This window comes from Pseudomonas sp. MN1F (assembly GCF_009391885.1).
Taxonomy (GTDB): Bacteria; Pseudomonadota; Gammaproteobacteria; order Pseudomonadales; family Pseudomonadaceae; genus Aquipseudomonas.
Map to the genome: position 1 here is coordinate 1 of NZ_VZII01000043.1, position 24,481 is coordinate 24,481.

Sequence of the window (24,481 nt, forward strand, 5' to 3'; positions counted from 1 at the left end):
ATGGCCTAACAGGCATGGCCACGTTGCAACAAATGTAGGAGCGAGCTTGCTCGCGATGCGCCGCGCGGGCGGCGCTCGATCTGTGCACCAGCATACAGCTCAAGCCCTGCACATTGCCGCCCCACACCCCGCCTCAAGCCGCAAACCCGCCATCGGCCAACAAACTGGCCCCGGTGATATAACCCGCCTCCGGCCCCGCAAGATACGCCACGAAACTGGCAATCTCATCCGCCTGCCCGTACCGCCCGATCGCCATCAGCGGAATCAGGCTTTCGGCAAACTCACCGCTGGCCGGGTTCATGTCGGTGTCCACCGGCCCCGGTTGCACGTTGTTCACGGTAATCCCCTGCGGCCCCAGGTCACGGGCCATGCCCTTGGTCAGGCCGACCAGCGCTGACTTGCTCATGGCATACGGCGCGCCACCGGCGAACGGCATGCGCTCGGCATTGGTGCTGCCGATGTTGATGATGCGCCCACCCTGGCCCATGTAGCGGGCAGCGGCCTGGCTGGCGACGAACACGCTGCGCACGTTGACCGCGAGGGTGCGGTCGAAGTCCGCCAGGTCGAACTCGGCCAGCGGCGCAACCGCCAGCACGCCAGCATTGTTGACCAGGATATCGAGGCGGCCGAAGGCCTTCACGGCGTCGTCTATCGCCAGTTGCAGCGCGGCGGCGTCGGCGCTGTCGGCACGCAGGGCCAGGGCCTGGCCGCCAGCGGCCTTGACCTCGTCGGCCAGCGCTTCGGCCGGGCCGGCAGAGCTGACGTAGGTGAAGGCCACCTGCGCACCTTCACGGGCCAGGCGCCGCACGATGGCCGCGCCGATACCGCGCGAGCCGCCTTGGACGAAGGCCACTTTGCCTTCGAGGGAAAGTTGCTTGGACATGTTGATCTCCTGCTGGAAGCAAGGCCGGATGCCTTGGATGGACGCAGTATCGACCGATGATTACCTGCTGATAAGATGGCAATCACTATCAGCAGAGTAAACCTATGGTTGGTAATCGATGGCCATGGAATCATTCAACGCCCTCGAGTGCTTCATCCGAAGCGCCGAGGTGGGCAGTTTCGCCGAGGCGGCCCGGCGCCTGAGCATTACCCCGGCGGCAGTGGGCAAGCACGTTGCCCAGTTGGAGGCGCGCCTCGGGGTACGGCTGTTCCAGCGTAGTACGCGAAAGCTGACCCTGACCGAAGCCGGGCAGCGATTTCTGGGCGAGGTAAGCGACAGCGTTCGTACCATCCAGTACGCCGTGGCCAACCTGGCCAGCGCCGAGGGCCAGCCGGCCGGGCTGCTGCGGGTGAGCATGGGCACGGTATTCGGGCGGCTGTATGTGCTACCGCTACTCGGCGAGTTTCTGCGACGTTACCCGGCGATCACCCCGGACTGGCATTTCGACAACCGCCAGGTCGACCTGATCGGCCAGGGCTTCGATGCGGCCATTGGCGGTGGTTTCGAGTTGCCGCTGGGGGTTGTGGCGCGCAAGCTGACCCCGGCGCATCGGGTGTTGGTGGCGGCGCCTGCGTACTTGAACCGGCATGCCGCTATCGACAGCCCCGAGGTGCTGCAGCGCCACGACGGGATTCTGATCCGCTCCCCACAGACTGGGCGGGTACGTTCCTGGCCCTTGACCAGTCGCGGGCAGGAACAACAGCCGTTGCAGTTGCGCCAGGCAATGACCATGAGCGATTCGGATGCGGCCTGCGCGGTGGCGCAGCAAGGGCTGGGGATTGCCCTGGTCAGCTTGCCGTTCGCCGTGCCTTATCTGCAGGCCGGGCAGCTGCAGCGGGTGCTGCCGGACTGGTATGTGGATGATGGGCATATCTGCTTGTATTACGCCGAGCACAAACTGTTGCCGGGCAAGACCCGGGCGTTCATCGACTTTGTGGTGGAGCAGTTTGCCGAGCGGGGGTTGGCGGGGCGGTTTGATGCCTTGGCAGGTCAGGCAACATCAATGATGTAGAAAAGTTGAGACCCAAGCTTCAGCTCATCCTCGGCCTTCTTGCCCACCAGTTGCTGCCCCAGAGGCGATCGCGGGGTAATCACGGTCACCCGCTCATCCCCCTCGCCAATCTTCAACCCCGCCGCCTCAGGCCCGAGAAAGAGCAAGCGCTGGCCTCCATCCTCATCCTCCAGGGTCACCAGGTTGCTCACCTGCACCCCCCGCGCCGGGTCGTACTCGCGCAACAGCAATTGCTGGTACGTCAGCAGCGCCTGGCGAATCTCAGCCGTGCGCCGCGCTTGCCCGGTGGCCAGGTACGACGCCTCCAGCCCCAAGGTGTCGTACTTGTTCTCGGCGATGTTCTCTTCGGCCGTGGCCGCTTCGTAGGCGGACTGGGCCGCGCGGCGCAATACCTCCATGTCGGTTTCCAGGGCCGCGACGATGCGCGTGAGCAGGGTGGCCTTGTCCATGGTCAGTAACAGAACTCCAGTACGTTGGCCTGGCTCTTGTCGGTAGGTGCGGTGCGGTTCTGCGAAAGCCAGAACTGGCACTTGGGGCTGTTCAGGTTGCGCGGGTTGCCTTGGGCAGCCTCGGCGGCCTGCTGCATTTCCTGCTTGTGCAGGATGTCCTTGTAGCGCTCGAACATCTCGCTTTGCGCGTCCACCGGCTGAGCGGGTGTAGTCGCCGGCGCTGGCTTGCTGTAGGCCGGTGCCATCGCCTGGGCCACGGGTTCCACCTGTTCGGGCCACAGCTGCAGGGCCAGCCACAGGCTCAGGGCGATCGCCACGGCGCCGAGCCACAGGCCAAGGGCCACGCAGAAAATCAGTTGCAGCGGTTTGAGGGTGATCTTCAGTTCACGGTGGCGGGGCATGGCGGCCTCCTGGCAGGGCGGGCGAAGGGGCCATTGTCGCATGGCGCTGGAGTTTTTTCCGTGCGGTGCTTTTGTCGGCGACAATTTATCCGCAGAATTCGCGGTTTTTGCGCAGGGCGAGGGAGGGCACATGAAAACCACCTGGGACATTTTCTGCAGCGTCGTCGACAACTATGGCGATATCGGCGTGACCTGGCGCCTGGCCCGGCAGCTGGTGGCCGAGCACGACCTGGCGGTGCGCCTGTGGGTGGACGACCTGAATGCCTTCGTGCCGCTGTGCCCGGGCGCCGATGCCGGTGCCGCGCAGCAATGGCAGCAGGGTGTCGAGGTGCGTGCCTGGCCTGCCGACTGGCAGCCCGCAGAGCCGGCCGACGTGGTGATCGGTGCCTTTGCCTGCCAGTTGCCGGCAGCTTACGTCGCAGCGATGCGCGCACGCACGGCGCCGGTGCTGTGGCTGAACCTCGAATACCTCAGTGCCGAGGACTGGGTCGAAGGCTGCCATGGCTTGCCCTCGCCCCAGCCCAATGGCCTGCGCAAGGTGTTCTTCTTCCCGGGCTTCACCGACAAGACCGGTGGGCTGTTGCGTGAGGCCAGCCTGCTGCCGCGCCGGCAAGCCTTCGAGCAGTCGGCCGAGGCGCGTGCGGCATTCCTCCAGGGCCTGGGCGTGCAGGCGCAGCCCGGGGCCCTGCTGATGTCGCTGTTCGCCTACGAAAACGGGCAACTGGGCCGCTGGCTCGATGCGCTGGCCGAGGATGCCCAGCCGGTTCACCTGCTGGTCCCGCAAGGGCGCATTCTCGGCGACCTGGGCGCCTGGCTGGGTGAGCAGCAGTTGCAGGCTGGCGATGTGCACCGACGTGGCACGTTGACCGTGCAGATCCTGCCGTTCGTCAGCCAGGACGATTATGACCGCCTGCTGTGGAGCTGCGATTTCAACGCGGTGCGCGGGGAGGATTCGTTCGTGCGCGCCCAGTGGGCCGGCCGGCCGATGCTGTGGCACATCTATGTGCAGGACGAAAATGCCCACTGGGAAAAGCTCGAAGCCTTCCTCGCGCATTATCGACAGGGCTTGTCGGACGCCGCCAGCGAGGCGCTGATGGCCTTTTGGCGTGCCTGGAACATGAACCACGACATGCACGCGGCCTGGCAAGGGGCCCGCAAACACTGGGCGGAACTGCAGCAGCACGCCCGTGATTGGGCCACTCGCCAGGCCGCTCGGCCGGACCTTGCCAAGGCGCTGGTACAGTTTTACCGAAATTGGCTATGATATGCGGCCTCGATTTTTATAAATCCATCCAGATTCGGATACTTCGTAATGAAAACTGGTAAAGAACTGAAACCCGGTACCGTACTGCGGATCGACAACGACCCGTGGCTGGTTCAGAAAGCCGAGTTCACCAAGTCGGGTCGCAACAGCGCGATCATGAAGACCAAGCTGAAAAACCTGCTGACCGGCTACAAGACTGAAACCGTCTACGGTGCAGACGACAAGCTGGACGACGTGATCCTGGATCGCAAAGAAGCGACCCTGTCGTTCATCAGCGGTGACTCGTACACCTTCATGGACACCACCGACTACACCATGTACGAACTGAACGCCGAAGACATTGACGCCGTTCTGCCGTACATCGAAGAAGGCATGGAAGACATCTGCGAAGCCGTGTTCTTCGAAGGCCGTCTGGTATCGGTTGAACTGCCGACCACCATCAGCCGTCAGGTTGTCTACACCGAGAACGCTGCTCGCGGCGACACCTCGGGCAAGGTCATGAAGCCTGCCAAACTGAAGAACGGTACCGAGATCCAGGTTGCCGACTTCATCCAGATCGACGAGTGGATCGACATCGACACTCGCGACAACAGCTTCAAAGGCCGCTCCAAGAAGTAATCCTTCTTGTGAAACGCAAAAAACCCGGCCTCGGCCGGGTTTTTTTGTGCCTGTGACTTACACGGTCACGTGCAGGCGCACATCCACATTGCCGCGGGTGGCGTTGGAGTACGGGCAGACCTTGTGGGCCTTTTCCACCAGCGCCTCGGCATCGGCCTGGGCCAGGCCCGGCAGGTTGATGTTCAGGTCGATGTCCAGGCCGAAGCCACCCGGGATCTGGCCGATACCGACCTTGGCGGTGATCGAGGCATCCGCTGGCAGGGCTTTCTTCTCCTGGCCGGCGACGAACTTCAGTGCGCCGATGAAGCAGGCCGAGTAGCCAGCGGCGAACATCTGCTCCGGGTTGGTGCCATCACCACCGGCGCCGCCGAGTTCCTTGGGGGTGCTCAGCTTGACTTCCAGCTTGCCGTCGCTGGAGCGGGATTTGCCGTCGCGACCGCCGGTGGAGGTGGCTTCTGCGATGTACAGCGGAGTGACCTTTTGCATCTTGAGCCTCGCTAGTGTGCTGTGCGCCCCTGGTGATCAGGTGGCGTCATGTGGGTACGGGATTTAAATTAGCGCGCAATTAGTTAGTGCGCAAGATAAATTTTCACCGCTCGTCCGAACGGGCATCACACAGCGTAGCCGTCAGAGGTTTTTTTGCAGGCTGTCGCGCAGCTCCAGCAGGTCGGCCTGCAGTTGTTGCAGGCGTTCGAGGCTGCGGCCGCTAGCCTTGAGGATGCACTGCGGCACTTCCCGGGCCTGCTGCTGCAGGGCCCGGCCCTTGTCAGTCAGTTGCACCAGCACCACCCGCTCATCCTCACGGCTGCGGTTGCGCTGCAGCAGGCCTTCGCTTTCCAGGCGCTTGAGCAGGGGCGTGAGCGAGCCGGGGTCGGTCAGCAAATGCTGGCTGATTTCACCTACGGTCAGGCCGTCCTGCTCCCACAGCACGAGCATGGCCAGGTACTGCGGGTAGGTCAGCCCCAATGCTTGCAGCAGGGGCTTGTAGACCTTGGTCATCAGCAACGAGGTGGAGTGCAGGGCAAAGCAGACCTGGTTGTCCAGCAGCAGCTCGTCACAGGAAGCTTGAGTGTTGGCGTTCATGCAGGTCCTTGAATGTCATCAATGGAGAAATCTAGCACGCTGAAGGTTGGGGCGCTTACTGCCAGCGCAGTTCGCTGCGCAGTGCCAGGTCCCAGGGTGGAACCGGGCTGAAGCGGCTCTTGAGAAATTCGAGCAGCAAACGGCTGCGAGAGTTCGTTTCATGTTCAAGGCGCAGCGCATAAATGCCACTGGTTTCGGCTTCGGGCAGGCCGTTGTCACAGAACAACGGCAGCAGTTCGCCGCGCAGCAGATAGTCACTGATCAGCCAGGTCGGCAAGTGGGCGATGCCGAGGCCGGCGAGGGCGCCGAACAACAGGGTCTCGGCGTTGTTGGCGGCCATGCGCATGCGCGCCGGGCGGTACAGGCGCATCTGCCCGTCGACCGCGAAGCGCCAGGCGAAGGGGGGGGCCAGGCCGTCCCAATCGAGGCCGTCGTGGCCGGGCAGCTCGCTGGGGCAGCTGGGCATGCCGCGGCTGGCCAGGTAAGCAGGGCTGGCGCAGGCGATGCGCACCATGTGCGCCAGCTTGGTGGCGACCAGGCGGGTGGCGACCAGGCGGGTGTCGGCCAGGGGGCCGGCGCGCAGCACCAGGTCGACCTCCCCCAAGTGGCTGCCGTGCAGGTCGACGAAGCTGTCGATCAGGCGCAGCTGCACGTCCAGGCCCGGGTAGGCCACCAGGAAGTCGGCGATCGCTGGTGCCAGGTGACGGCGGCCGAAGGCGGCCGGGGCGTCGATGCGGATCAGGCCTTCCGGGGCACTGCTCAACGATACTGCCTCGGCGCGGGCCAGGCGCAGCTCTTCGATGATGCGCCGGGCGCGCTCGGCGAAAGCGTTGCCCGCCGGGGTGGCGCGTACGGCATGGGTGCTGCGGGTGAACAGGCGGCTGCCGACGGCGCTCTCCAGGTTGTCGATGCGCCGGGCCACGGCGGACGGGGTCAGCGGGTGGCGGCGTGCGGCAGCAGAGAAGCTGCCGCTCTCCAGTACATCAAGAAACAGGCTCAGCTGGTCGGTCAGGGTATCGGGGCTCATGGTCATTCCGCTTGTGCGAGAAACGCACAGCCATTGTGCGTTGCTATGCGTTTCCCCGCCAGAGCGCAGTCGTTAGCATGCTCGCATTGCAAACACAGGCGGATGAGGCCCTGATGATCGAGTGGTTGTTGTATATCGTGCTGGGCGCCGGCCTGGGCACCATGGGGGGATTGTTCGGTATCGGCGGCGGCCTGATCGCCATCCCGGCACTGGGCGTGCTGTTCGGCCTTGACCAGCAGTTGGCCCAGGGCACTGCGCTGGTGATGGTGGTGCCGAACGTGCTGCTGGCGCTATGGCGCTATCACCAGCGCAACCGCATCGAGCTGCGCCATGCCGTGCCGCTATCGCTGTGCAGCTTCCTGTTCGCCTGGCTCGGGTCGATCTGGGCGGTGGGTATCGATGCCCACTCGATGCGCCTGGGCTTTGTCGGCTTCCTGGTGGCACTGGCAATCTGGAACGTGGCGCGGATGTTCCTCAAGGTCTCGCCGCCCAGCGCCGAGCTGCGTTATGCCTGGCCGTGGCTGGGGGTGCTGGGGAGCTTTGCCGGAACCATGGGCGGCCTGTTCGGCGTGGGTGGGGCGGTGGTGGCCACGCCGATCCTGACCAGTGTATTCGGCACTACCCAGGTGGTGGCGCAGGGGCTGTCGCTGGCGCTGGCGGCGCCAAGTACCTTGGTGACCCTGGTGACCTATGGGGTGCACCACAGCGTTGACTGGAGCGTGGGTATTCCCCTGGCGGTCGGCGGGCTGCTGAGCATCAGCTGGGGGGTGAAACTGGCCCATGCGCTGCCTGAAAAAGTACTGCGGGCGATGTTCTGTGTGTTCCTGGTGGTGTGTGCGGTGATGCTGGGCTTTGAGTTGTAAGGTCACATGAACCCTTCGACGATGTAATCGGCCATGCAGTCGGTGATCGGCGACTGGCTCTGGCTGTTGCGCAGCAGCATCACGTTGGCCACCGGCAACTGCGGCAAGCCTTCGCTCTCGCCGAGAATGCGGATGTTGCCACCCACCAGGCTCTGCAATTGTGCCGTCACCGCCAGCCCGGCGGTGACGATGGCAAAGATCGCCGCCAGGCTGGGGCTGGTGTAGGCGATGCGGTAGTCGATGCCCTGGGCCTCCAGGGCGTTGCAGGTCCAGGCGCGGCAGAAGCAGTCGGTGTTGAACAGGGCCAGTGGCATTGGCCGCTGTTCCTGCGGGCAGAAACCTTCGGCGGCGGCCCAGACCAGGCGTTCCTGGCGCAGCAGCTGGCCAACCTCGTTGCCCGGCTCGCGGGTGACGATGGTCAGGTCCAGGTCCTGGCGCAGCATCAGTTGCTTGGACGAGTCGCAATGCACCTCCACCTGTACCAGTGGGTAGGCCTGGGCGAAGCTCGAAAGGATGGTCGGCAGAAAGCGCATGGCGTAGTCGTCTGGCGTACCGATGCGCACCATGCCGACCATGTGCGGCATGCGCAGGGTGTTGAACACCTCGCCATGCAACTTGAGGATGCGCCGGGCGTAGCCGAGCAGCACCTGGCCCTCGGCGGTAAGCCGGACCTGGCGGCCGTCGCGCTCGAACAGCTGGCGCTGGAGGATATCTTCTTCCAGGCGTTTCATCTGCATGCTCACCGCCGACTGAGTGCGGTTGACCACTTCGCCAGCGCGGGTGAAGCCGCCTTGCTCGGCGATGGCGACGAAGGTGCGCAGCACGTCGGCATCAAGGCTCTGGTATTGGGACATTGCATCAATCTCCGAGATGCATGGCATCAGAAACATTCGTTGGATTGATCTTAAGCCTGGGCAGAGACTGGAGCCATCAACACGGAGGGCTTCACGATGAAAGGTCATGTCAGCAGCATCCAGCAACCTGCCTTTTCCCTGAACCACCTGTGGCATGTGGCCCTGGACCGTCCGGCCCGGTGGCTGCAGCTGTACCGCCAGCGCCAGGAGCTGGCCAGCCTGAGTGATGCGACCTTGCATGACCTGGGCTTGAGCCGGGCGGACATCCAGCAAGAGGCCGAGCGGCATTTCTGGGATGACCCGATGCGCAAATAGGCTAAACCTGTAAGGGCCCTTTCGCGGGTAAACCCGCGAAGAGGCCCTTTCAGGCACAACAAGGAGATCAGGCTTGCCCCTCAAGCTGTCCATCAACCAGGCCCGGCGCCTGGCCCTGTCTGCTCAAGGATTCGGCAAGCTGCCTGACTCCCCGCCGACCCTGCCTGCACTCAAGCGCATGCTGCAACGCCTGGGCGTGGTGCAGATCGACTCGGTCAATGCCGTGGTCCGCTCCCATTACCTGCCGTTGTTCTCGCGCCTGGGCAACTACCCGCCAGCAATGCTCGACCAGCTCGCCTGGGGCCGTGGCCGCCAGCGCCAGCTGTTCGAATACTGGGGCCACGAAGCCTCGCTATTACCCCTGAACCTCTACCCCTTGCTGCGCTGGCGCATGGCCCATGCCGCCGATGGCCGTGGCATCTACCGCCAGCTCGCGCAGTTTGGCCGCGAGCGCCAGGACGTGATCGCCCGCGTGCTGGCTGCCGTACGCGAACAGGGCGCGCTGGGCGCGGGCAGCCTGTCCACCCGGCAGGAGCGGGCCGGCCCGTGGTGGGACTGGAGCGAAGAAAAGCACGCGCTGGAATGGCTGTTCGCCGCAGGTGAAGTGACGGTGGCGGGGCGCCGCGGTTTCGAGCGGCTCTACGATGTACCGGAAAAGGTCCTGCCCAGGGCCATCCTCGACCAGGCATTGCCAGGCGAGGCCGAAGCCCACCAAGGCCTGATGCTGCACGCCGCCACGGCCCTGGGCGTGGCCACCGAGCGCGACCTGCGCGACTACTTCCGCCTCGAGCCCGGCCAGGGCCGGGCAGCGCTGCAGGAACTGCTCGCCGATGGCCGCCTGCAGCCGGTCGAGGTGCAGGGCTGGAAACAGCTCGCTTACTGCGCCGGCACACCGCGCATCCCGCGGCGCGTCGAAGCCAGCGCGCTGCTGTCGCCGTTCGATTCACTGGTCTGGGAGCGCAACCGCACCGAGCGGCTATTCGATTTCCACTACCGCCTGGAGATCTACACCCCGGCGCACAAGCGGGTATACGGCTACTACGTGCTGCCGTTCCTGCACCGCGAACGCATCGCCGCACGCCTGGACTTGCGCGCCGAGCGCGCCCAGGGGCAATTGGCGGTGCACGCTGTGCATGTGGAGTCGCTACCGTTGGACGAGGAGGGCTATCAGGCCCTGGCGGCCAATCTGCTGCGCCTGGCCCGGTGGCTGGGCCTGGACAGGGTGCAACTGAACTGCCCTCGGGCCGAGGGCAGCCAGTTGCGTCAGGCCCTGCTCAGCGCCGCACCTGCTTGAGGGTTTCGGCGATCAGGAAGGCCAGTTCCAGCGACTGATCGGCGTTCATCCGTGGGTCGCAGTGGGTGTGGTAGCGGTCGGACAGGGCGTCCTCGGTGATCGGCCGGGCGCCGCCGATGCACTCGGTGACGTTCTGCCCGGTCATCTCGATATGGATGCCGCCAGCATGGCTGCCCTCGGCCTGGTGCACCTGGAAGAACTGCTTCACCTCGTCGAGGATCTGCGCAAAATCCCGGGTCTTGTAACCGCTGCTGGCCTTGATGGTGTTGCCGTGCATCGGGTCGGAACTCCACAGCACCTTGCGCCCCTCGCGCTCGACGGTGCGGATCAGCCCAGGCAGGTGCGCGCCGACCTTGCCGGCGCCCATGCGCACGATCAGGTTGAGGCGGCCAGGGTCGTTGGCCGGGTTGAGCGTGTCGATCAGGCGGATCAGCTCTTCAGGGTTCATGCTCGGGCCGACCTTGACCCCGATCGGGTTGTGCACGCCACGCAGGAACTCGACATGGGCACCGTCGAGCTGGCGGGTGCGGTCGCCGATCCACAGCATGTGCGCCGAGCAGTCGTAGTAGTCGCCGGTCAGGCTGTCCTGGCGCACGAAAGCTTCTTCATAGTTGAGCAGCAGCGCTTCGTGGGCCGTGAAGAAGCTGGTTTCGCGCAGTTGTGGCGCGCTGTCCAGGCCACAGGCGCGCATGAAGGCGAGGGTTTCGTCGATGCGGTTGGCCAGCTGGTGGTACTTGTCGGCCAGCGCCGAGTTGGCGATGAAATCGAGGTTCCATTTGTGCACCTGGTGCAGGTCGGCGAAACCGCCCTGGGCGAAGGCGCGCAGCAGGTTGAGGCTGGCGGTGGCCTGATGGTATGCCTGCAGCAGGCGCTCCGGGTCCGGGACGCGGCTCTTTTCGTCAAAGCCGATGCCGTTGACGATGTCGCCACGGTAGGCCGGCAGGGTGACGTTGCCGATGGTTTCGTCGTTTGATGAGCGCGGCTTGGCGAACTGCCCGGCCATGCGCCCGACCTTCACCACCGGGCAGCCGGCGGCGAAGGTCATGACGATGGCCATCTGCAGCAGCACCTTGAAGGTGTCGCGGATCTTCGCCGCCGAGAACTCGGCGAAGCTTTCGGCGCAGTCGCCGCCTTGCAGCAGGAAGGCGCGGCCCTCGGTGACCTCGGCAAACTGCCGGCGCAGCTCGCGCGCCTCGCCGGCAAACACCAGGGGCGGGTAGCTGGCCAGGGTCTGCTCGACCTTGAGCAGGTGCGCGGCGTCGGGGTAGGTCGGTTGCTGCTGGATCGGCAGGGCACGCCAGCTGTCGGGGCTCCACGGTCGGTTCATCACAGGCTCGGTTTTATCTGTTATAGGCTGCCTGCCATGGTAACAGCGGCGCCGAGCTTGTTGCATCCGGGGCGTTGGCGGACAATGCGCGTTTTTGCGCGGGTGGGTGGCAGGTAGATGGCGACGGAGCGGGAAGAGAATCTGTTGGCCCGGGTCGAGGATGCCTTTGGCGTCATCAGCGTGTACGAGGTGGAGGATTACCGCTTCCTTGAGTTCGGCGATGCCATTGAGCAGAGCTGCGTGTTCACCGCCGACCCCAGCTGGCTGGAGTACGACTACACCCGCGCCATGCTGGTGGGTGCGCTGTGCCATGAACAGCCGGAGAGTGCGCTGTTTCTCGGCCTGGGCGCCGGCACCCTGACCCAGGCCTGCATGAAGTTCCTGCCGCTGGAAGACATCGAGGCCATCGAGTTGCGTGCAGACGTGCCGCGCCTGGCCATGGAGTACATGGGGCTGGACGATGACCCGCGGCTGTACGTGCGCATTGGCGACGCCCTGGAGTTGCTGCCCACGGCAGAGCAGGCCGACTTGCTGTTCGTCGACCTGTATACCGACCATGGGCCGGGGGTCGGGCACCTGGCGTGGAGTTTCCTCGAAAACTGCCAGAAGCAGCTCAACCCTGGCGGCTGGCTGGTGATCAACCAGTGGGCCAACGACGACGGCAAGCCGCTGGGGGCGGCGCTGTTGCGCGGGTTGTACCACCGGCATTACTGGGAGCTGCCGGTGAAGGAGGGCAATGTGATCCTGCTGGTGCCGGCGGACCTGGAGCAGCAACTGGACTTTGACGGCCTGCGGGCGCGGGCTGAGGCCTTGGCACCGCGATTGGGGTACAGCCTGGAAGGCTTGATCCGCGAGATTCGCCCCGCGACCTGAAGGCCGTGCGGGCTTGCGCAGACAACCGTTTCAGCCGGCGCCGCCAGATGGCCTGATACTGGCCGTTGGGCCAGAAAATTTTACTCACTACCCGGCATTAATTCGGGTATAGTACGCGCCGGTCTTTTAGCGGACCTCAAAATCAGGTGGTGCAAATCCTCCGAGTCCAGCTTCGGCTGCACGTCCGCTAGGCGGACCTTCCCAAAGTTTTCTTTTTCAATCGTTTTCGCAAATCCCCGCCGACAAAGCTGCCTGGGTGACCGTTCCGGTCTTTCAAGGCACGTGCAGCTTTGCAGCATGGGTCTTTGCGGATGCACTTAGAGGCAGACCCATGACCCAGGAAACCGGCGGCTTCGCCGCTCTCGATCTTAATCCGAACATTGTTGCTGCCGTTGTGGCCACCGGCTACGAAGAGCCGTCGGCCATTCAGCAACAATCGATCCCGATCATCCTCGCCGGTCACGACATGATCGGCCAGGCGCAGACTGGCACCGGCAAGACCGCTGCCTTCGCCCTGCCGATCCTGAACAAGATCGATGTGAGCAAGCGCGAACCGCAAGCCCTGATCCTGGCGCCAACCCGTGAGTTGGCGCTGCAAGTAGCCACCGCTTTCGAAACCTACGCCAAGCAGATGCCGGGCGTTAACGTGGTGGCTGTGTACGGTGGTGCCCCGATGGGCCCACAGCTGCGTGCCATTCGCAACGGCGCGCAAATCGTCGTCGCTACTCCGGGCCGCCTGTGCGACCACCTGCGTCGTGACGAAAAAGTCCTGTCGACCGTGCAGTACCTGGTACTGGACGAAGCCGACGAGATGCTCAAGCTGGGCTTCATGGACGACCTCGAAGTGATCTTCGATGCCATCCCGGCCAGCCGCCAGACCGTACTGTTCTCCGCAACCCTGCCTTCGTCGATCCGCTCGATCGCCGAACGTCACCTGCGTGAGCCCAAGCACGTCAAGATCCAGACCAAGACCCAGACCGTTACCGCGATCGACCAGGCCCACCTGATGGTCCACGCCGACCAGAAGATCCCGGCTGTGCTGCGTCTGCTGGAAGTCGAAGAGTTCGACGCACTGATCGCCTTCGTGCGTACCAAGCAAGCCACCCTGGACCTGGCCGCCGCGCTGGAAGCCAAGGGCTACAAGGCTGCCGCGCTGAACGGCGACATCGCCCAGAACCAGCGTGAGCGTGTGATCGACTCGCTGAAGGATGGCCGCCTGGACATCGTCGTCGCCACCGACGTCGCTGCCCGTGGTCTGGACGTGCCGCGCATCACTCACGTGTTCAACGTCGACATGCCGTACGACCCGGAATCCTACGTGCACCGTATCGGCCGTACCGGCCGTGCCGGTCGCGATGGCCGTGCGCTGCTGCTGGTTACCCCGCGTGAGCGCCGCATGCTGCAGGTGATCGAGCGCGTGACCGGGCAGAAGGTTGCCGAAGCCCGTCTGCCGAACGCCCAGGCGGTACTGGATGCCCGCATCAAGAAGCTGACCAACAGCCTGGCGCCGCTGGTTGCCGAAGCAGAAGCCACCCATGGCGAGCTGTTCGACCGCCTGACTGCCGACCTCGGCTGCAGCGCGCGTGCCCTGGCTTCGGCCCTGCTGCGCAAGGCCACCAACGGCCAGGCGCTGGACCTGGCGACTGTCGAGCGCGAGCAGCCGCTGGTACCAAGCTTCGCCCCGCGTGGTGAGCGTACCGAGCGTGGTGAGCGCAGCGACCGTGGCGAGCGTGGTGGTGACCGTGGCGGTGACCGCGAGCGTCGTGCGCCAATGCCGCTGGCCGAAGGCCGCGTGCGTTGCCGTACCGCCCTGGGTGCCCGTGACGGCATCGCTGCCAAGAACCTGCTGGGCGCGATCCTCAACGAAGGTGGCCTGGCCCGTGACGCCATCGGCCGCATCCAGGTACGCGACAGCTTCAGCCTGATCGAGCTGCCGGAAGATGGCCTCGAGAAGCTGCTGTCCAAGCTCAAGGACACTCGTGTAGCCGGCAAGCAGCTGAAGCTGCGCCGTTATCGCGAAGATTGATCCTGCTGCAATGAAAAAATCCCCGGCCTAGGTCGGGGATTTTTTTTGCCTGGGTCGGCCTCTGCGTGGGGCCGTCAGTCGAACCGGTAGATGTCCATGCCCAGCGCCCCCAGCGTAAAGCCCTGGTGCACGATGCCGAACCTGTCCCCAGCCCCCAGCGCAAAGAACAGCGGCAGCAAATGCTCATCACTGGGATGGTTGCGCAGCGCAAACGGCGCCTGTTTCCGGTAATCCAGCAGCGCCGCCTGGTCATCTGCCTGCAGCCGTTCCACCACCCAGTCCCGGAACGCCAGCGCCCAAGGCTCGATCACATCCGGCCCGGCATGCCAATCCAGCTCACCGAGGTTATGGGTAATGCTGCCGGAGCCAATCAGCAGGATGCCTTCCTTTCGCAGCCCAGCCAGCGCCTGGCCGACCTTGATCTGCAGCCCAGGCCCCATCTGGCTGGGCAGCGATACCTGAATGAGCGGAATGCTCGCATCCGGGTACATCAGCGACAGCGGCACCCAGGCGCCGTGATCGAAGGGTCGTTGCGGGTCCAGGCGGGCTTGCAACAGTTCAGCGACCCGGCTGGCCAGGGCTGGTTCGCCAGGCGCCGGATACTGCACCGCGTACAGTGCCGGCGGAAAACCGTAGAAGTCATGCCAGGTTTCGGGTTGCGCGTTGCTGGTCACCAGCAGTTCACGGCTTTCCCAGTGTGCCGACACCACCACGATCGCCTTTGGCCGTGGCAGGGCGTTGGCCAGCCCGGCCAATGCCGGCCCGCTGGCGCCGGGTTGCAAGGCGAGCATGGGAGAACCGTGGGAAATGAACAGGCTGGGCAGCATGGCGGGGTCCTGAGGGTTAAGATGCAATCATCTTCGATCAACTACCGATCGAAATCCAAACCAAGTTTTGCCGAAAAACCATCTAAAAATCGGGAGTGATCATGGAACCAGCGTTCTGGCAGCAGCGGTGGGCCGACAACCAGATCGGTTTTCATCAAGCGCAGGTGAACCCTTATCTGCAACAGTATTGGCCACAGCTGCAGCTGGCGCCGGGCAGCCGTGTGCTGGTGCCGCTGTGCGGCAAGAGCCTGGACCTGGCCTGGCTGGCGGGGCAGGGGCACCGGGTGTTGGGGGTCGAGCTGTCACGGCAGGCGGTGCAGGCATTCTTCCATGAACACGGGCTGGTGCCGCAGGTGACCCAGCAGGGTGCTTTCGAAGTCTGGTGCAGTGGCGATGTGGCGCTATGGTGTGGCGACTTCTTTGCCTTGCGTGCCGAGGATGTGGCGGATTGCGTGGCGCTCTATGACCGCGCCGCACTGATTGCCCTGCCGCCTGAAATGCGTGCAAATTACATGCGTTTGCTTTCGCAGGTATTGCCGGCAGGTGCCGGGCTGTTGGTAACCCTGGACTACCAGCAGGAGCTGCTGGCCGGGCCGCCGTTTTCGGTGGCTGACGATGAGGTGAGGCGGGGGTTTGCCGGTTGGCAGGTGGAGGCGCTTGACGCGCGGGAAGTGATCAGCGAGAGCCCGAAGTTCCTGCAGGCCGGGGTCACGAGCCTGGTCGAGCGGGTGTACCGCGTAACGTTCTGAGCGAAAATGGAAAAGGGCGACCGAAGTCGCCCTTTTCTTTACTGGCGGGATCAACCGCGGCGGCGCAGGGCCTCGATGCGGTCTTCCAGCGGCGGGTGGCTCATCAGCAGGCCAGCCAGGCCGTGCTTGAGGCCGCCATTGATGCCAAACGCCTTCATGGTGTCGGGCATGTGCACCGGCAGGCCTTGCTCCACGCGCAGGCGCTGCAGGGCGCCGATCATCGCGGCGGTGCCGGCCAGTTGCGCACCGGCTTCGTCGGCACGGTATTCGCGGCGGCGCGAGAACCACATCACGATCATGCTGGCCAGGATGCCCAGGATCAGCTCGGCAACGATGGTCGCCACGTAGTAGGCAATGCCCTGGCCTTCTTCGTTCTTGAAGATCACCTTGTCGACGAAGTTGCCGATGATGCGGGCGAAGAACATCACGAAGGTGTTCACCACGCCCTGCACCAGCGCCAGGGTGACCATGTCACCGTTGGCCACGTGGCCGATTTCGTGGGCCAGCACGGCGCGCACTTCATCGGGCGAGAAGCGTTCCAGCAGGCCCTGGGACACGGCTACCAGCGCGTCGTTGCGGTTCCAGCCGGTGGCGAAGGCGTTGGCCTCGTAGGCTGGGAAGATACCCACTTCGGGCATCTTGATGCCGGCCTCGCGCGACAGCTCTTCAACCGTTTGCAGCAGCCACTGCTCGTGGCGGGTGCGCGGCTGGCTGATGATCTGGGTGCCAGTGGTCATCTTCGCCATCCACTTGGAGATGAACAGCGAGACCAGGGAGCCAGCGAAGCCGAACACGGCGCAGAAGACCAGCAGGCTGCTGAGGTTGAGGTCAACCCCGTTGGCGGCCATGAACCCGTTGAAGCCGAACAGGCTCAGGGTAATGCTTGCAACCAGCACCACCGCGAGGTTGGTGGCTACAAACAACAGAATGCGCATCATGGTTGTTACGTTCTCCTGACGGATGAGTTGTTGCTTACTGCGGGGTATATAAGGTGCCGGCCGCACGGTTTCAATCGGGCGACTATTTCAAACTGTGTACGGCGGAGTATGGCAGAGGATTTTGCGCGGGCTGTGAGATAGAGCGTTGCAGGATGTAAGAAACATTCTGTGAGATTGCAGCGGGCTGCTTTGCAGCCCATTCGCGGGTAAACCCGCTCCCACAGGGTTTGCGTACAGCTCAAGGGCTGCGCTGTAGCTGTGGGAGCGGCTTTAGCCGCGAAGAGGCCGGCACTTACTGCGAATAAGTCCGCAGGAAGTTACCAATCCGGCCAATCGCGGCTTCCAGGTCATCCACCCGCGGCAAGGTCACCACGCGGAAGTGGTCCGGCCAAGGCCAGTTGAACGCCGTCCCTTGAACGATCAGCAGTTTTTCCGACAGCAGCAGGTCGAGGGCGAACTTCTCGTCGTTGAGGATCGGGCAGACCTTCGGGTCGATCCGCGGGAACGCATACAGCGCGCCCATCGGCTTCACGCAGCTGACGCCCGGGATGTCGTTGAGCAGCTCGTAGGTACGGTTGCGCTGCTCCAGCAGGCGGCCCGGCGGCAGCACCAGGTCATTGATGCTCTGGTACCCGCCCAGGGCGGTCTGGATGGCGTGCTGGGCCGGCACGTTGGCGCACAGGCGCATGTTGGCCAGCATGTCGATGCCTTCGATGTAGCTCTGGGCGTGGTGCTTGGGCCCGGAGATGATCAGCCAGCCGGAACGGAAGCCGGCCACCCGGTACGACTTGGACAGGCCGTTGAAGGTCAGGCACAGCAGGTCCGGGGCCAGCGAGGCGGTGCTGATGTGCACGGCTTCGTCGTAGAGGATCTTGTCGTAGATCTCGTCGGAGAACACCACCAGGTTGTGCTGGCGCGCCAGTTCCAGCATGCCCAGCAGCAGCTCCTTGGAGTACACCGCACCGGTCGGGTTGTTCGGGTTGATGATCACCAGCGCCTTGGTGTTCGGGGTGATCTTGGCCTTGATGTCTTCCAGGTCCGGGAACCAGTCGGCCTGCTCGTCGCACAGGTAGTGCACCGGCTTGCCACCGGCCAGGCTCACGGCGGCCGTCCACAGCGGGTAGTCAGGGGCCGGGATCAGCACTTCGTCGCCGTTGTTGAGCAGCGCCTGCATCGACATCACGATCAGCTCGGACACGCCATTGCCGAGGTAGATGTCCTCGATGGTGACGCCTTCGATTGCCTTCTGCTGGCAGTACTGCATCACTGCCTTGCGTGCACTGAACAGGCCTTTGGAGTCGCTGTAGCCCTGGGCCGTCGGCAGGTTGCGGATCACATCCTGGAGGATTTCGTCCGGCGCTTCGAAGCCAAACGGCGCCGGGTTGCCGATGTTCAGCTTGAGGATGCGGTGGCCTTCCTCTTCCAGGCGTTTGGCGTGCTTGAGCACCGGGCCGCGAATGTCGTAGCAGACATTGGCGAGCTTGTTCGATTTGCTGAACTGCATGATGTGGTCCCGATTGAGAATACGCACTGCGGCCCTCTTCGAAACGTTCGAAAGGTTTGAAAGGGCAGGAAGCGGGTGCCAGACTGGAGGCCTTGCACACGAAGCCAACTAATATACGTGCCACCCGCGTTACGGAAAAGACGGCGCGAGGTGAAATTCAGCCTGCCGAGGTTCACTTATGCAAAAGATCGACAAGACACTTGAAGAATGGCGCGAAATGCTCGACCCCGCCCAGTATCAGGTGTGCCGCCTCAAGGGCACCGAACGGCCATTCAGCGGCAAGTACAACAGCGAGCGCCGTGCGGGCGTGTACCACTGCATCTGCTGTGACCTGGCGCTGTTCGACGCGCAGACCAAGTTCGACTCTGGCTGCGGCTGGCCGAGCTTCTATGCGCCGATCGAGCAGAGCGCGATGATCGAGATCCGTGACACCTCCCACGGCATGATCCGCACCGAGGTCACCTGCGCCCAGTGCGACGCCCACCTGGGCCATGTATTCCCCGACGGCCCGCCACCGACCGGCCTGCGCTATTGCATCAACTCGGTGTGCCTGGACTTCAAACCCCGCGACGGAGCCTGAAAATGCCCGGATCGATGCTGGACATCCCCTGTGTGACCCTGGGCGGCGAGCAGAAAAAGCTCGGCGACTTCGCCGGCAAGGCGCTGCTGGTGGTCAACACCGCCAGCCAGTGCGGCTTCACCCCGCAGTACAAGGGCCTGGAGCAGCTGTGGCGGGACTACCGCGCGCGTGGCCTGGTGGTGCTGGGCTTCCCTTGCAACCAGTTCGGCAAGCAGGAGCCGGGGGATGCGCGGGAAATCACGCAGTTCTGCGAGGCCAACTTCGGCGTGAGTTTCCCGTTGTTTCGCAAGATCGAAGTCAATGGCCCTGGCGCCCACCCGCTGTTCGTCGAGCTCAAGCAGCGCGCTCCTGGCCTGCTGGGCACGCAGAAGATCAAGTGGAACTTCACCAAGTTCCTGGTCGACCCGGCCAGCGGCAAGGTCACCCGCTATGCGCCGAGCACCAAGCCGCAGGCGCTGGAAGCCGACATCGAGCGCCTGCTCAGCCGCTGAGCGGCACCCAGTGGTCGATCAACGCCAGTAGTTCCTCGCGGCGGAACGGCTTGGCCAGGTAGTCGCTCATGCCAGCCGCGCGGCAGCGCTCGCGCTCTTCGGGCATGGCGTTGGCGGTCAGGGCGACGATCGGCAGCTCCGGCCAGCGCCCGCTCTGGCGAATGCGCCGGCTGGCCTCGTAGCCGTCCATCACCGGCATGTTGCAGTCCATCAGCACCATGTCGAAGTCTTCGCGCTCCAGCCATTCCAGGGCCTCGACGCCTTGGGTGGCAACCTGCACCTGGCAGCCGAGCTTGGCCAGCATGCCCTTGGCCACCAGCTGGTTCACCGGGTTGTCCTCCACCAGCAGGATGCGCGCGCGGCCCTCGGTGGCCGTGAGCAGCGGGGTGGCCAGCGGGTGCTCCGGGGCATGCCCCTGCAAGGTGCGGCGCAAGGTCTGATACAGCGCGTTGCGCGCCAGCGGCCGGGCCAGCTGGTGCAGGGGCGCCAGTTGCGCCGATTGCTCGCCGGGCAGGAAGTTGCCGTAGGCGGTCACCAGCAGAATCGGCGCCTTCAGTGCCGGGCGCAGCTGGAACAGCTGCTCCAGGTCGTCGGTGATCAGCAGGTCGATGCTGCTGTCCAGGAATGCGCTGCTGTCATGCCGTTGGTAGTCCAGCCCCCAGCCCGGCAGCAGGCCCTGCAGCAGTTCGCTGAGGCCACTGCCGGCGTCGCTGAGGGCGACAACCTTGCCCTGCAAGGCGGCGGGAGCAATGGCCTCGGTATGCGCGGGCAATGGCAGCTCGGCGCTGAAGCGGCTGCCAAAGCCAGGCTCGGACTGGATGTGCAGATGCCCCTGCATGGCCTTGCACAGGTTGCGGGTCAGGGCCAGGCCCAGCCCGGTGCCGCCGTATTGGCGGGTGATGCCGGCGCCGGCCTGGGTGAACGGCTGGAAGATCCGTGCCTGGGCCGCTTCGGGAATGCCGATGCCGGTGTCGCGCACTTCCAGGCGCACACCGCCGACGATGCGCACCAGGCGCACATCGACGCGGCCGAAGCGGGTGAACTTGAGGGCGTTGGACAGCAGGTTGCTGACCACCTGGCGCACCCGCGTGGGGTCGCCGAGCACCGAGCTTGGGAAGTCGTCGGCGATCAGGCAGGTCAGTTCGACGTTCTGTGCGGCATTCTGCGACAGCAGGTTGGCGGTGTCCTCGACCATGGCGCCCATGTCGAAGGGAATGCGCTCCAGTTCCAGCTGCCCGGCATCGAACTTGGACAGGTCGAGAATATCGTTGAGCAACTCGACCAGCACCTTGCCCGAGTCGTGGGCGATCGACAGCTGCTGGCGTTGTTCGCCGGCCAGCGGGCTGTCCAGGGCCAGGGCAATCATGCCGAGCATGCCGTTGAGCGGGGTGCGGATCTCGTGGCTCATGTTGGCCAGGAAGGCGGCGCGCGCCTGGGCCATGTCGAGGGCACGCTGGCGGGCCTCTTCCAGCTCCTGGTTGGACTGGCTGAGGCGGTTGTTGCTGCCCTTGAGCTCCTCGGTGCGGGCCGAGACGATGTCTTCCAGCTCGTTGAGGTATTGCGTCAGGCGGTTTTCTGCGGTGCGCCGTTGCTGGATCTCGGTAGCCATGCTGACGAACTGCTGGTTGGCGACCCGGACCAGCACGCCGATCTCGTCGAGTTCGTGGCCGGGCGGGCAGTCCACCCGGGTTTGCCCGGGCTGGCGTGGGTCGCGGCCGGTGAGGGCGGCGATCACGGTGACCAGCGGCTTGGTCAGCATCATGTAGAACAGCGCCAGGAGGATGCCGGTGAGCACCAGGCTGCGGGCGAAACCATTGAGCAAGGTGACCCCGGCACGGTCGAGGAAGCGGCTGCCGAAGGCGTAGGTGTCGACGTCCAGGAACAGCGTGCCGAGGTATTCCTCGGGCATGTGGGTCAGGTACAGGCGTTCCTTGAACTGGCGTTTCTCGCCGAACAGGAAGTCGCTCAGCGGCCGGTAGCGGTCCTCGAGCCGTGGCCGTTCGACGTCGGCCAGCACCGTTTCGTTGTTGTCGATCAGCCGTGCACGGACGACCGCCGGCGATTCCAGCAGGCCGCGGGTGAGCTCCAGGGCCAGCTCCGCATCGATGTTGTAGGCGATGCGCGAGGCCGGATTGTGGCTGATTTGCAGCAGCGCCTGCACTTCGCGGTTGATGGATGCGTCTTCGCTGGCATAATCGATGCCGATCTGGATGAGACTGAGCAATGTTCCCAGGATGAAGCCGACCAGGACTGTCAACCGGGCTTGCTTGTATGACAGGCGATTGGTGAACTTGATATCCATGAGTCCCGAGCCGGTTCCACGTCCCTTGCGCTGCGCAAGCATAGCCGAATAGCCCCGGCTGCTGGCGTGCCTGTCACACATTCAGCGGTAAATCTTACCTGTCTTGCTAGGAGTCGTCATGGACGCTCGCTTGAATGCTTTCCTGGAGCGCGCCGAATCGGTGCTGGCGCGTCTCGAACCCCTGTTGCCGGTGCCGCGCCCGCAGATCGACTGGAATACCACGCTGGCTGCGCGCTGGCAGCGCGATGGCCGCACGGGCTACCTGATGCCACTGGAAGTCAGCCTGGACATCCGCCTGACCGACCTGATCGGCGTCGACAAGCAACGTGACCAGCTGGGCCGCAACACCCACCAGTTCATCAGTGGCATGCCAGCCAACCACGCCCTGCTGTGGGGCTCGCGGGGCACCGGCAAATCGTCGCTGGTACGCGCCCTGCTGGCCGAGCACGCAGGCGCCGGGCTGCGCCTGATCGAGATCGAGCGCGACCACCTGGCCGAGCTGCCGCGCGTCGTCGAGCAGCTGCAGAAGCTGCCGCAACGTTTCATTCTGTTCTGCGACGACCTCTCGTTCGAAGCCGGGGAGGGCGACTACCGGGTGCTCAAGAGCGTGCTCGACGGCTCGCTGGAGCAGGCCCCGGACAACGTGCTGCTGTACGCGACGTCCAACCGCCGCCACCTGGTGCCGGAAAAACAGAGCGACAACGAAAACTGGAAGATGGTCGACGGCGAACTGCACCCCAACGAAGCGGTAGAGGACAAGATCGCCCTGTCCGACCGTTTCGGCCTGTGGCTGTCGTTCTACCCATTCAGCCAGGAACACTTCCTCGACGTGGTCGAGCACTGGATCGGCCAGCTGGCCCGCCCTGCAGGCCTGGCCTGGCAGCGCGACGAAGCGCTGGAAATTCTCGCCGTGCGCTGGGCAACCGGGCGCGGCAACCGTAATGGCCGTTGTGCCTATCAGTTCGCCCGCTACTGGGTCGGGCTGCAATTGCTGGAGCAAAAGTAAACATGATCGACCTCAATGCCAGTGGCGCTGGCCTCGACGGCTACAACCTGCTGGCGGCGCAAGTACAGGCGCTGTTTGCCGACGAGCGCGACTTCATCGCCAATGCCGCGCAGTTTTCGGCGTTTCTCTACAACCAGGTGGACGACCTGAACTGGGCGGGGTTCTACCTCAACCGCAACGAAGAACTGGTGCTCGGCCCCTTCCAGGGCCAGGTGGCCTGTGTGCGCATTCCGTTCGGCAAGGGCGTGTGCGGCGCGGCGGCGGCCACCCGGCAGACCCAGCGCGTGGAAGATGTGCATGCGTTCCCGGGGCATATCGCTTGCGACAGCGCGTCCAACAGCGAGTTGGTGATTCCGCTGGTGAAGGACGGGCGGTTGATTGGCGTGCTGGACCTGGACAGCCCGAAGCTGGCGCGTTTCAGTGAGGCGGACCAGGTGGGGCTGGAAAGGTTGGCGGCGATTTTCCTGGCGCTGACTGACTGCTGATGTTGTGTTGCCTGTACTGGCCCCATCGCGGCTGTAGCCGCGATAGGGCCGGCACAGGTCAAAAATTCAATCGTAGATCACCCGCTTTTTCCAGGTCTCTTCGTCATCGGTCTTGAGCCCTTCGGTCAGTTCGTTCTGCTCGTTCTCCGCCGGTTCCATCTTGTCCAGCACCTGGGCATTGGCCCGCGCCAGCAGCTTCTCAAGATACGTCAGCTGCTCTTCATACACCTTCGGCTCCGGCTGCTTGCGCAGGTATTGCACGCCGCGCTCGAAGGCCAACCGCGCTTGCCCCGGCTGTTCCTGCTGCAGTGCCTGCTGGCCAAGGTTGTTGAAGAACTCGATATGCAGCAGCACCAGGATGTGGCGGATCTCCTTGACCCAATGCTTGCCTTCGTTGTTCGGCAACACGTTTTCCTGGGTGCCCTTGACGATCTGGGTGTGCAGCGCTTCGAGCAGGAAGCGCACATCCTTGGCCTTGGCCTCGGTCTGGATCGGGCAGGGCGGGTTGTTGACCGGAATACGCTCGCCCTGGGCGATCAGCCCCTGGAGTTCGGCGATGCGCGCCTTGAGTTGGGCGTTGTGCTTGTCCAGCGCCAGTTGCCGCTGGTTGAGGTTCAGCTCCAGGCGCGCCAGCAGCAGCTTGAGGGCCGGGGTCATGAACTGGCCCGGGAAGGTCTCGGTGATTTCGCCACAGCGACGTACCCGGTCGGCCAGTTCGACTTTCAGCCGCGCGCGTTCGAGCTTGCTGTTTTCGACCACGTTGTTGAGGTAGCCGATCACGATCAGCAACGCGATACCGGCCACGATGAGTAGAGTGATCAGAAGTGGTGTCACCGTTAACGCCTCATCAAGAAGTTTTGCTTAATAGAGTGTAGTGGTAGCGGCCGCTACCGCGAAGGGACCGACGTGGCCACCTTGCTGCACTTTGTCGGCCGAGCGCCGCATTCCTCAAGTGATGGCACTTTGCGACGGCTGCGTCAGGAAATCAACGCCAATCCTTCGGCGTCGCCTGGCGGGACCTCCTATAAGGACCGAAGTCATTGATTTAAATAAATTTCTACAAAGGGGTTGACGCCTGTTCGAAGCATCCATAGAATGCGCGCCACTTGCAGCGTAAAGCACACAGCGGAACGCGGCAGGGAGTGAAAGCAGGCAGCAATGCCAGCAGCGTGTCCCCTTCGTCTAGTGGCCTAGGACACCGCCCTTTCACGGCGGTAACAGGGGTTCGAGTCCCCTAGGGGACGCCAAAT

At 64.1% G+C, this 24,481-nt stretch carries 25 protein-coding genes, 1 tRNA gene and 1 pseudogene; 14 read left to right on the forward strand and 13 right to left on the reverse strand.

The features are described 5' to 3' along the window. Positions 1-133: 133 nt before the first annotated feature. Positions 134-883 (reverse strand): 3-oxoacyl-ACP reductase family protein, encoded by a 750-nt coding sequence (locus F6X59_RS21540; protein WP_152958032.1) that lies wholly within the window; start codon positions 881-883, stop codon positions 134-136. A gap of 118 nt (positions 884-1,001) precedes the next feature. On the opposite strand from F6X59_RS21540, the gene F6X59_RS21545 reads away from it, so the two are divergent. After that, positions 1,002-1,955 (forward strand): LysR family transcriptional regulator, encoded by a 954-nt coding sequence (locus F6X59_RS21545; RefSeq protein ID WP_152958033.1) that lies wholly within the window; start codon positions 1,002-1,004, stop codon positions 1,953-1,955. Here the strand turns inward: F6X59_RS21545 and F6X59_RS21550 are convergent. Beyond that, a complete protein-coding gene (locus F6X59_RS21550; RefSeq protein ID WP_152958034.1) occupies positions 1,934-2,404 on the reverse strand; it encodes a transcription elongation factor GreAB in 471 nt (156 codons plus the stop codon). The genes F6X59_RS21545 and F6X59_RS21550 overlap by 22 nt on opposite strands. A gap of 2 nt (positions 2,405-2,406) precedes the next feature. Beyond that, entirely contained in the window at positions 2,407-2,805 is a 399-nt protein-coding gene (locus F6X59_RS21555) for a hypothetical protein (protein ID WP_152958035.1), read from the reverse strand. A gap of 130 nt (positions 2,806-2,935) precedes the next feature. Here F6X59_RS21555 and earP point away from each other — a divergent pair, with 130 nt between their 5' ends. Next, complete coding sequence (earP, locus tag F6X59_RS21560; RefSeq protein WP_152958036.1) at positions 2,936-4,069, forward strand: elongation factor P maturation arginine rhamnosyltransferase EarP; 1,134 nt, start codon at positions 2,936-2,938, stop codon at positions 4,067-4,069. A 48-nt stretch (positions 4,070-4,117) separates the two neighbouring features. Beyond that, positions 4,118-4,687: an elongation factor P gene (gene efp, locus F6X59_RS21565; RefSeq protein WP_012271109.1), complete on the forward strand. Its 570-nt coding sequence runs from the start codon at positions 4,118-4,120 to the stop codon at positions 4,685-4,687. A gap of 57 nt (positions 4,688-4,744) precedes the next feature. Here efp and F6X59_RS21570 read toward each other — a convergent pair whose 3' ends face one another. The 3 genes from F6X59_RS21570 to F6X59_RS21580 all read right to left on the reverse strand — a co-directional run bounded on the left by F6X59_RS21570 (position 4,745) and on the right by F6X59_RS21580 (position 6,797). Continuing rightward, complete coding sequence (locus F6X59_RS21570; RefSeq protein ID WP_152958037.1) at positions 4,745-5,173, reverse strand: organic hydroperoxide resistance protein; 429 nt, start codon at positions 5,171-5,173, stop codon at positions 4,745-4,747. A gap of 141 nt (positions 5,174-5,314) precedes the next feature. Continuing rightward, a complete protein-coding gene (locus F6X59_RS21575; RefSeq protein ID WP_027919493.1) occupies positions 5,315-5,770 on the reverse strand; it encodes a MarR family winged helix-turn-helix transcriptional regulator in 456 nt (151 codons plus the stop codon). A 55-nt stretch (positions 5,771-5,825) separates the two neighbouring features. Further along, on the reverse strand, positions 5,826-6,797 hold the full coding sequence (locus F6X59_RS21580; RefSeq protein ID WP_152958038.1) for a LysR family transcriptional regulator: 972 nt from the start codon (positions 6,795-6,797) through the stop codon (positions 5,826-5,828). A 113-nt stretch (positions 6,798-6,910) separates the two neighbouring features. On the opposite strand from F6X59_RS21580, the gene F6X59_RS21585 reads away from it, so the two are divergent. Further along, on the forward strand, positions 6,911-7,660 hold the full coding sequence (locus F6X59_RS21585) for a sulfite exporter TauE/SafE family protein (protein WP_152958053.1): 750 nt from the start codon (positions 6,911-6,913) through the stop codon (positions 7,658-7,660). A gap of 2 nt (positions 7,661-7,662) precedes the next feature. On the opposite strand, the gene F6X59_RS21590 is transcribed toward F6X59_RS21585, so the two are convergent. Further along, complete coding sequence (locus tag F6X59_RS21590) at positions 7,663-8,514, reverse strand: LysR substrate-binding domain-containing protein (protein WP_152958039.1); 852 nt, start codon at positions 8,512-8,514, stop codon at positions 7,663-7,665. A gap of 96 nt (positions 8,515-8,610) precedes the next feature. On the opposite strand from F6X59_RS21590, the gene F6X59_RS21595 reads away from it, so the two are divergent. Together F6X59_RS21595 and F6X59_RS21600 are read left to right on the forward strand one after the other, a co-directional pair. Continuing rightward, on the forward strand, positions 8,611-8,829 hold the full coding sequence (locus F6X59_RS21595) for a DUF1127 domain-containing protein (RefSeq protein ID WP_152958040.1): 219 nt from the start codon (positions 8,611-8,613) through the stop codon (positions 8,827-8,829). A gap of 73 nt (positions 8,830-8,902) precedes the next feature. Continuing rightward, the gene (locus F6X59_RS21600; protein ID WP_152958041.1) at positions 8,903-10,123 is read left to right on the forward strand and encodes a winged helix-turn-helix domain-containing protein; all 1,221 of its coding nucleotides are present in this window, start codon (positions 8,903-8,905) and stop codon (positions 10,121-10,123) included. Here F6X59_RS21600 and F6X59_RS21605 read toward each other — a convergent pair. Further along, positions 10,104-11,450 carry a class II 3-deoxy-7-phosphoheptulonate synthase gene (locus F6X59_RS21605; RefSeq protein ID WP_152958042.1) on the reverse strand — a complete coding sequence of 449 codons (1,347 nt, stop codon included), beginning with the start codon at positions 11,448-11,450 and terminating at the stop codon, positions 10,104-10,106. The genes F6X59_RS21600 and F6X59_RS21605 overlap by 20 nt on opposite strands. Before the next feature lie 117 nt (positions 11,451-11,567). On the opposite strand from F6X59_RS21605, the gene F6X59_RS21610 reads away from it, so the two are divergent. Then, entirely contained in the window at positions 11,568-12,323 is a 756-nt protein-coding gene (locus F6X59_RS21610; RefSeq protein WP_152958043.1) for a spermidine synthase, read from the forward strand. Positions 12,324-12,620: 297 nt separating this feature from the next. After that, a pseudogene (locus F6X59_RS21615) lies at positions 12,621-14,349 on the forward strand (DEAD/DEAH box helicase). Between the two features lie 74 nt (positions 14,350-14,423). Here F6X59_RS21615 and F6X59_RS21620 read toward each other — a convergent pair. Continuing rightward, positions 14,424-15,176 (reverse strand): class III extradiol ring-cleavage dioxygenase, encoded by a 753-nt coding sequence (locus tag F6X59_RS21620; protein ID WP_152958045.1) that lies wholly within the window; start codon positions 15,174-15,176, stop codon positions 14,424-14,426. A 101-nt stretch (positions 15,177-15,277) separates the two neighbouring features. Here F6X59_RS21620 and F6X59_RS21625 point away from each other — a divergent pair, with 101 nt between their 5' ends. Beyond that, complete coding sequence (locus tag F6X59_RS21625) at positions 15,278-15,925, forward strand: thiopurine S-methyltransferase (protein ID WP_152958046.1); 648 nt, start codon at positions 15,278-15,280, stop codon at positions 15,923-15,925. A gap of 50 nt (positions 15,926-15,975) precedes the next feature. On the opposite strand, the gene htpX is transcribed toward F6X59_RS21625, so the two are convergent. Then, on the reverse strand, positions 15,976-16,863 hold the full coding sequence (gene htpX, locus F6X59_RS21630; RefSeq protein WP_003259721.1) for a protease HtpX: 888 nt from the start codon (positions 16,861-16,863) through the stop codon (positions 15,976-15,978). A 292-nt stretch (positions 16,864-17,155) separates the two neighbouring features. After that, positions 17,156-18,367 (reverse strand): pyridoxal phosphate-dependent aminotransferase, encoded by a 1,212-nt coding sequence (locus F6X59_RS21635; RefSeq protein WP_152958047.1) that lies wholly within the window; start codon positions 18,365-18,367, stop codon positions 17,156-17,158. Between the two features lie 178 nt (positions 18,368-18,545). Between F6X59_RS21635 and msrB the strand changes: the two genes are divergently transcribed. Together msrB and F6X59_RS21645 are read left to right on the forward strand one after the other, a co-directional pair. Further along, a complete protein-coding gene (gene msrB / locus F6X59_RS21640; protein WP_152958048.1) occupies positions 18,546-18,947 on the forward strand; it encodes a peptide-methionine (R)-S-oxide reductase MsrB in 402 nt (133 codons plus the stop codon). A gap of 2 nt (positions 18,948-18,949) precedes the next feature. After that, entirely contained in the window at positions 18,950-19,438 is a 489-nt protein-coding gene (locus F6X59_RS21645) for a glutathione peroxidase (RefSeq protein WP_152958049.1), read from the forward strand. Here F6X59_RS21645 and F6X59_RS21650 read toward each other — a convergent pair. Then, positions 19,428-21,782, reverse strand: a complete 2,355-nt coding sequence (locus tag F6X59_RS21650; protein WP_152958050.1) for a response regulator — start codon at positions 21,780-21,782, stop codon at positions 19,428-19,430. The genes F6X59_RS21645 and F6X59_RS21650 overlap by 11 nt on opposite strands. A gap of 76 nt (positions 21,783-21,858) precedes the next feature. On the opposite strand from F6X59_RS21650, the gene F6X59_RS21655 reads away from it, so the two are divergent. Next, positions 21,859-22,746, forward strand: a complete 888-nt coding sequence (locus F6X59_RS21655; RefSeq protein ID WP_152958051.1) for an ATP-binding protein — start codon at positions 21,859-21,861, stop codon at positions 22,744-22,746. A gap of 2 nt (positions 22,747-22,748) precedes the next feature. Then, positions 22,749-23,231 (forward strand): GAF domain-containing protein, encoded by a 483-nt coding sequence (locus F6X59_RS21660; protein WP_152958052.1) that lies wholly within the window; start codon positions 22,749-22,751, stop codon positions 23,229-23,231. A gap of 66 nt (positions 23,232-23,297) precedes the next feature. On the opposite strand, the gene F6X59_RS21665 is transcribed toward F6X59_RS21660, so the two are convergent. Beyond that, entirely contained in the window at positions 23,298-24,065 is a 768-nt protein-coding gene (locus F6X59_RS21665; protein ID WP_372240481.1) for a hypothetical protein, read from the reverse strand. Positions 24,066-24,402: 337 nt separating this feature from the next. Here F6X59_RS21665 and F6X59_RS21670 point away from each other — a divergent pair. Further along, positions 24,403-24,478: transfer RNA gene (locus tag F6X59_RS21670), tRNA-Glu, on the forward strand. Positions 24,479-24,481 lie beyond the last annotated feature (3 nt).

Bases quoted from the DNA above. Each gene is read 5' to 3' on its own strand.
- F6X59_RS21540 (WP_152958032.1), bottom strand. From the start codon at position 883: ATGTCCAAGCAACTTTCCCTCGAAGGCAAAGTGGCCTTCGTCCAAGGC.
- F6X59_RS21545 (WP_152958033.1), top strand. From the start codon at position 1,002: ATGGCCATGGAATCATTCAACGCCCTCGAGTGCTTCATCCGAAGCGCC.
- F6X59_RS21550 (WP_152958034.1), bottom strand. From the start codon at position 2,404: ATGGACAAGGCCACCCTGCTCACGCGCATCGTCGCGGCCCTGGAAACC.
- F6X59_RS21555 (WP_152958035.1), bottom strand. From the start codon at position 2,805: ATGCCCCGCCACCGTGAACTGAAGATCACCCTCAAACCGCTGCAACTG.
- earP (WP_152958036.1), top strand. From the start codon at position 2,936: ATGAAAACCACCTGGGACATTTTCTGCAGCGTCGTCGACAACTATGGC.
- efp (WP_012271109.1), top strand. From the start codon at position 4,118: ATGAAAACTGGTAAAGAACTGAAACCCGGTACCGTACTGCGGATCGAC.
- F6X59_RS21570 (WP_152958037.1), bottom strand. From the start codon at position 5,173: ATGCAAAAGGTCACTCCGCTGTACATCGCAGAAGCCACCTCCACCGGC.
- F6X59_RS21575 (WP_027919493.1), bottom strand. From the start codon at position 5,770: ATGAACGCCAACACTCAAGCTTCCTGTGACGAGCTGCTGCTGGACAAC.
- F6X59_RS21580 (WP_152958038.1), bottom strand. From the start codon at position 6,797: ATGAGCCCCGATACCCTGACCGACCAGCTGAGCCTGTTTCTTGATGTA.
- F6X59_RS21585 (WP_152958053.1), top strand. From the start codon at position 6,911: ATGATCGAGTGGTTGTTGTATATCGTGCTGGGCGCCGGCCTGGGCACC.
- F6X59_RS21590 (WP_152958039.1), bottom strand. From the start codon at position 8,514: ATGTCCCAATACCAGAGCCTTGATGCCGACGTGCTGCGCACCTTCGTC.
- F6X59_RS21595 (WP_152958040.1), top strand. From the start codon at position 8,611: ATGAAAGGTCATGTCAGCAGCATCCAGCAACCTGCCTTTTCCCTGAAC.
- F6X59_RS21605 (WP_152958042.1), bottom strand. From the start codon at position 11,450: ATGAACCGACCGTGGAGCCCCGACAGCTGGCGTGCCCTGCCGATCCAG.
- F6X59_RS21610 (WP_152958043.1), top strand. From the start codon at position 11,568: ATGGCGACGGAGCGGGAAGAGAATCTGTTGGCCCGGGTCGAGGATGCC.
- F6X59_RS21620 (WP_152958045.1), bottom strand. From the start codon at position 15,176: ATGCTGCCCAGCCTGTTCATTTCCCACGGTTCTCCCATGCTCGCCTTG.
- F6X59_RS21625 (WP_152958046.1), top strand. From the start codon at position 15,278: ATGGAACCAGCGTTCTGGCAGCAGCGGTGGGCCGACAACCAGATCGGT.
- htpX (WP_003259721.1), bottom strand. From the start codon at position 16,863: ATGATGCGCATTCTGTTGTTTGTAGCCACCAACCTCGCGGTGGTGCTG.
- F6X59_RS21635 (WP_152958047.1), bottom strand. From the start codon at position 18,367: ATGCAGTTCAGCAAATCGAACAAGCTCGCCAATGTCTGCTACGACATT.
- msrB (WP_152958048.1), top strand. From the start codon at position 18,546: ATGCAAAAGATCGACAAGACACTTGAAGAATGGCGCGAAATGCTCGAC.
- F6X59_RS21645 (WP_152958049.1), top strand. From the start codon at position 18,950: ATGCCCGGATCGATGCTGGACATCCCCTGTGTGACCCTGGGCGGCGAG.
- F6X59_RS21650 (WP_152958050.1), bottom strand. From the start codon at position 21,782: ATGCTTGCGCAGCGCAAGGGACGTGGAACCGGCTCGGGACTCATGGAT.
- F6X59_RS21655 (WP_152958051.1), top strand. From the start codon at position 21,859: ATGGACGCTCGCTTGAATGCTTTCCTGGAGCGCGCCGAATCGGTGCTG.
- F6X59_RS21660 (WP_152958052.1), top strand. From the start codon at position 22,749: ATGATCGACCTCAATGCCAGTGGCGCTGGCCTCGACGGCTACAACCTG.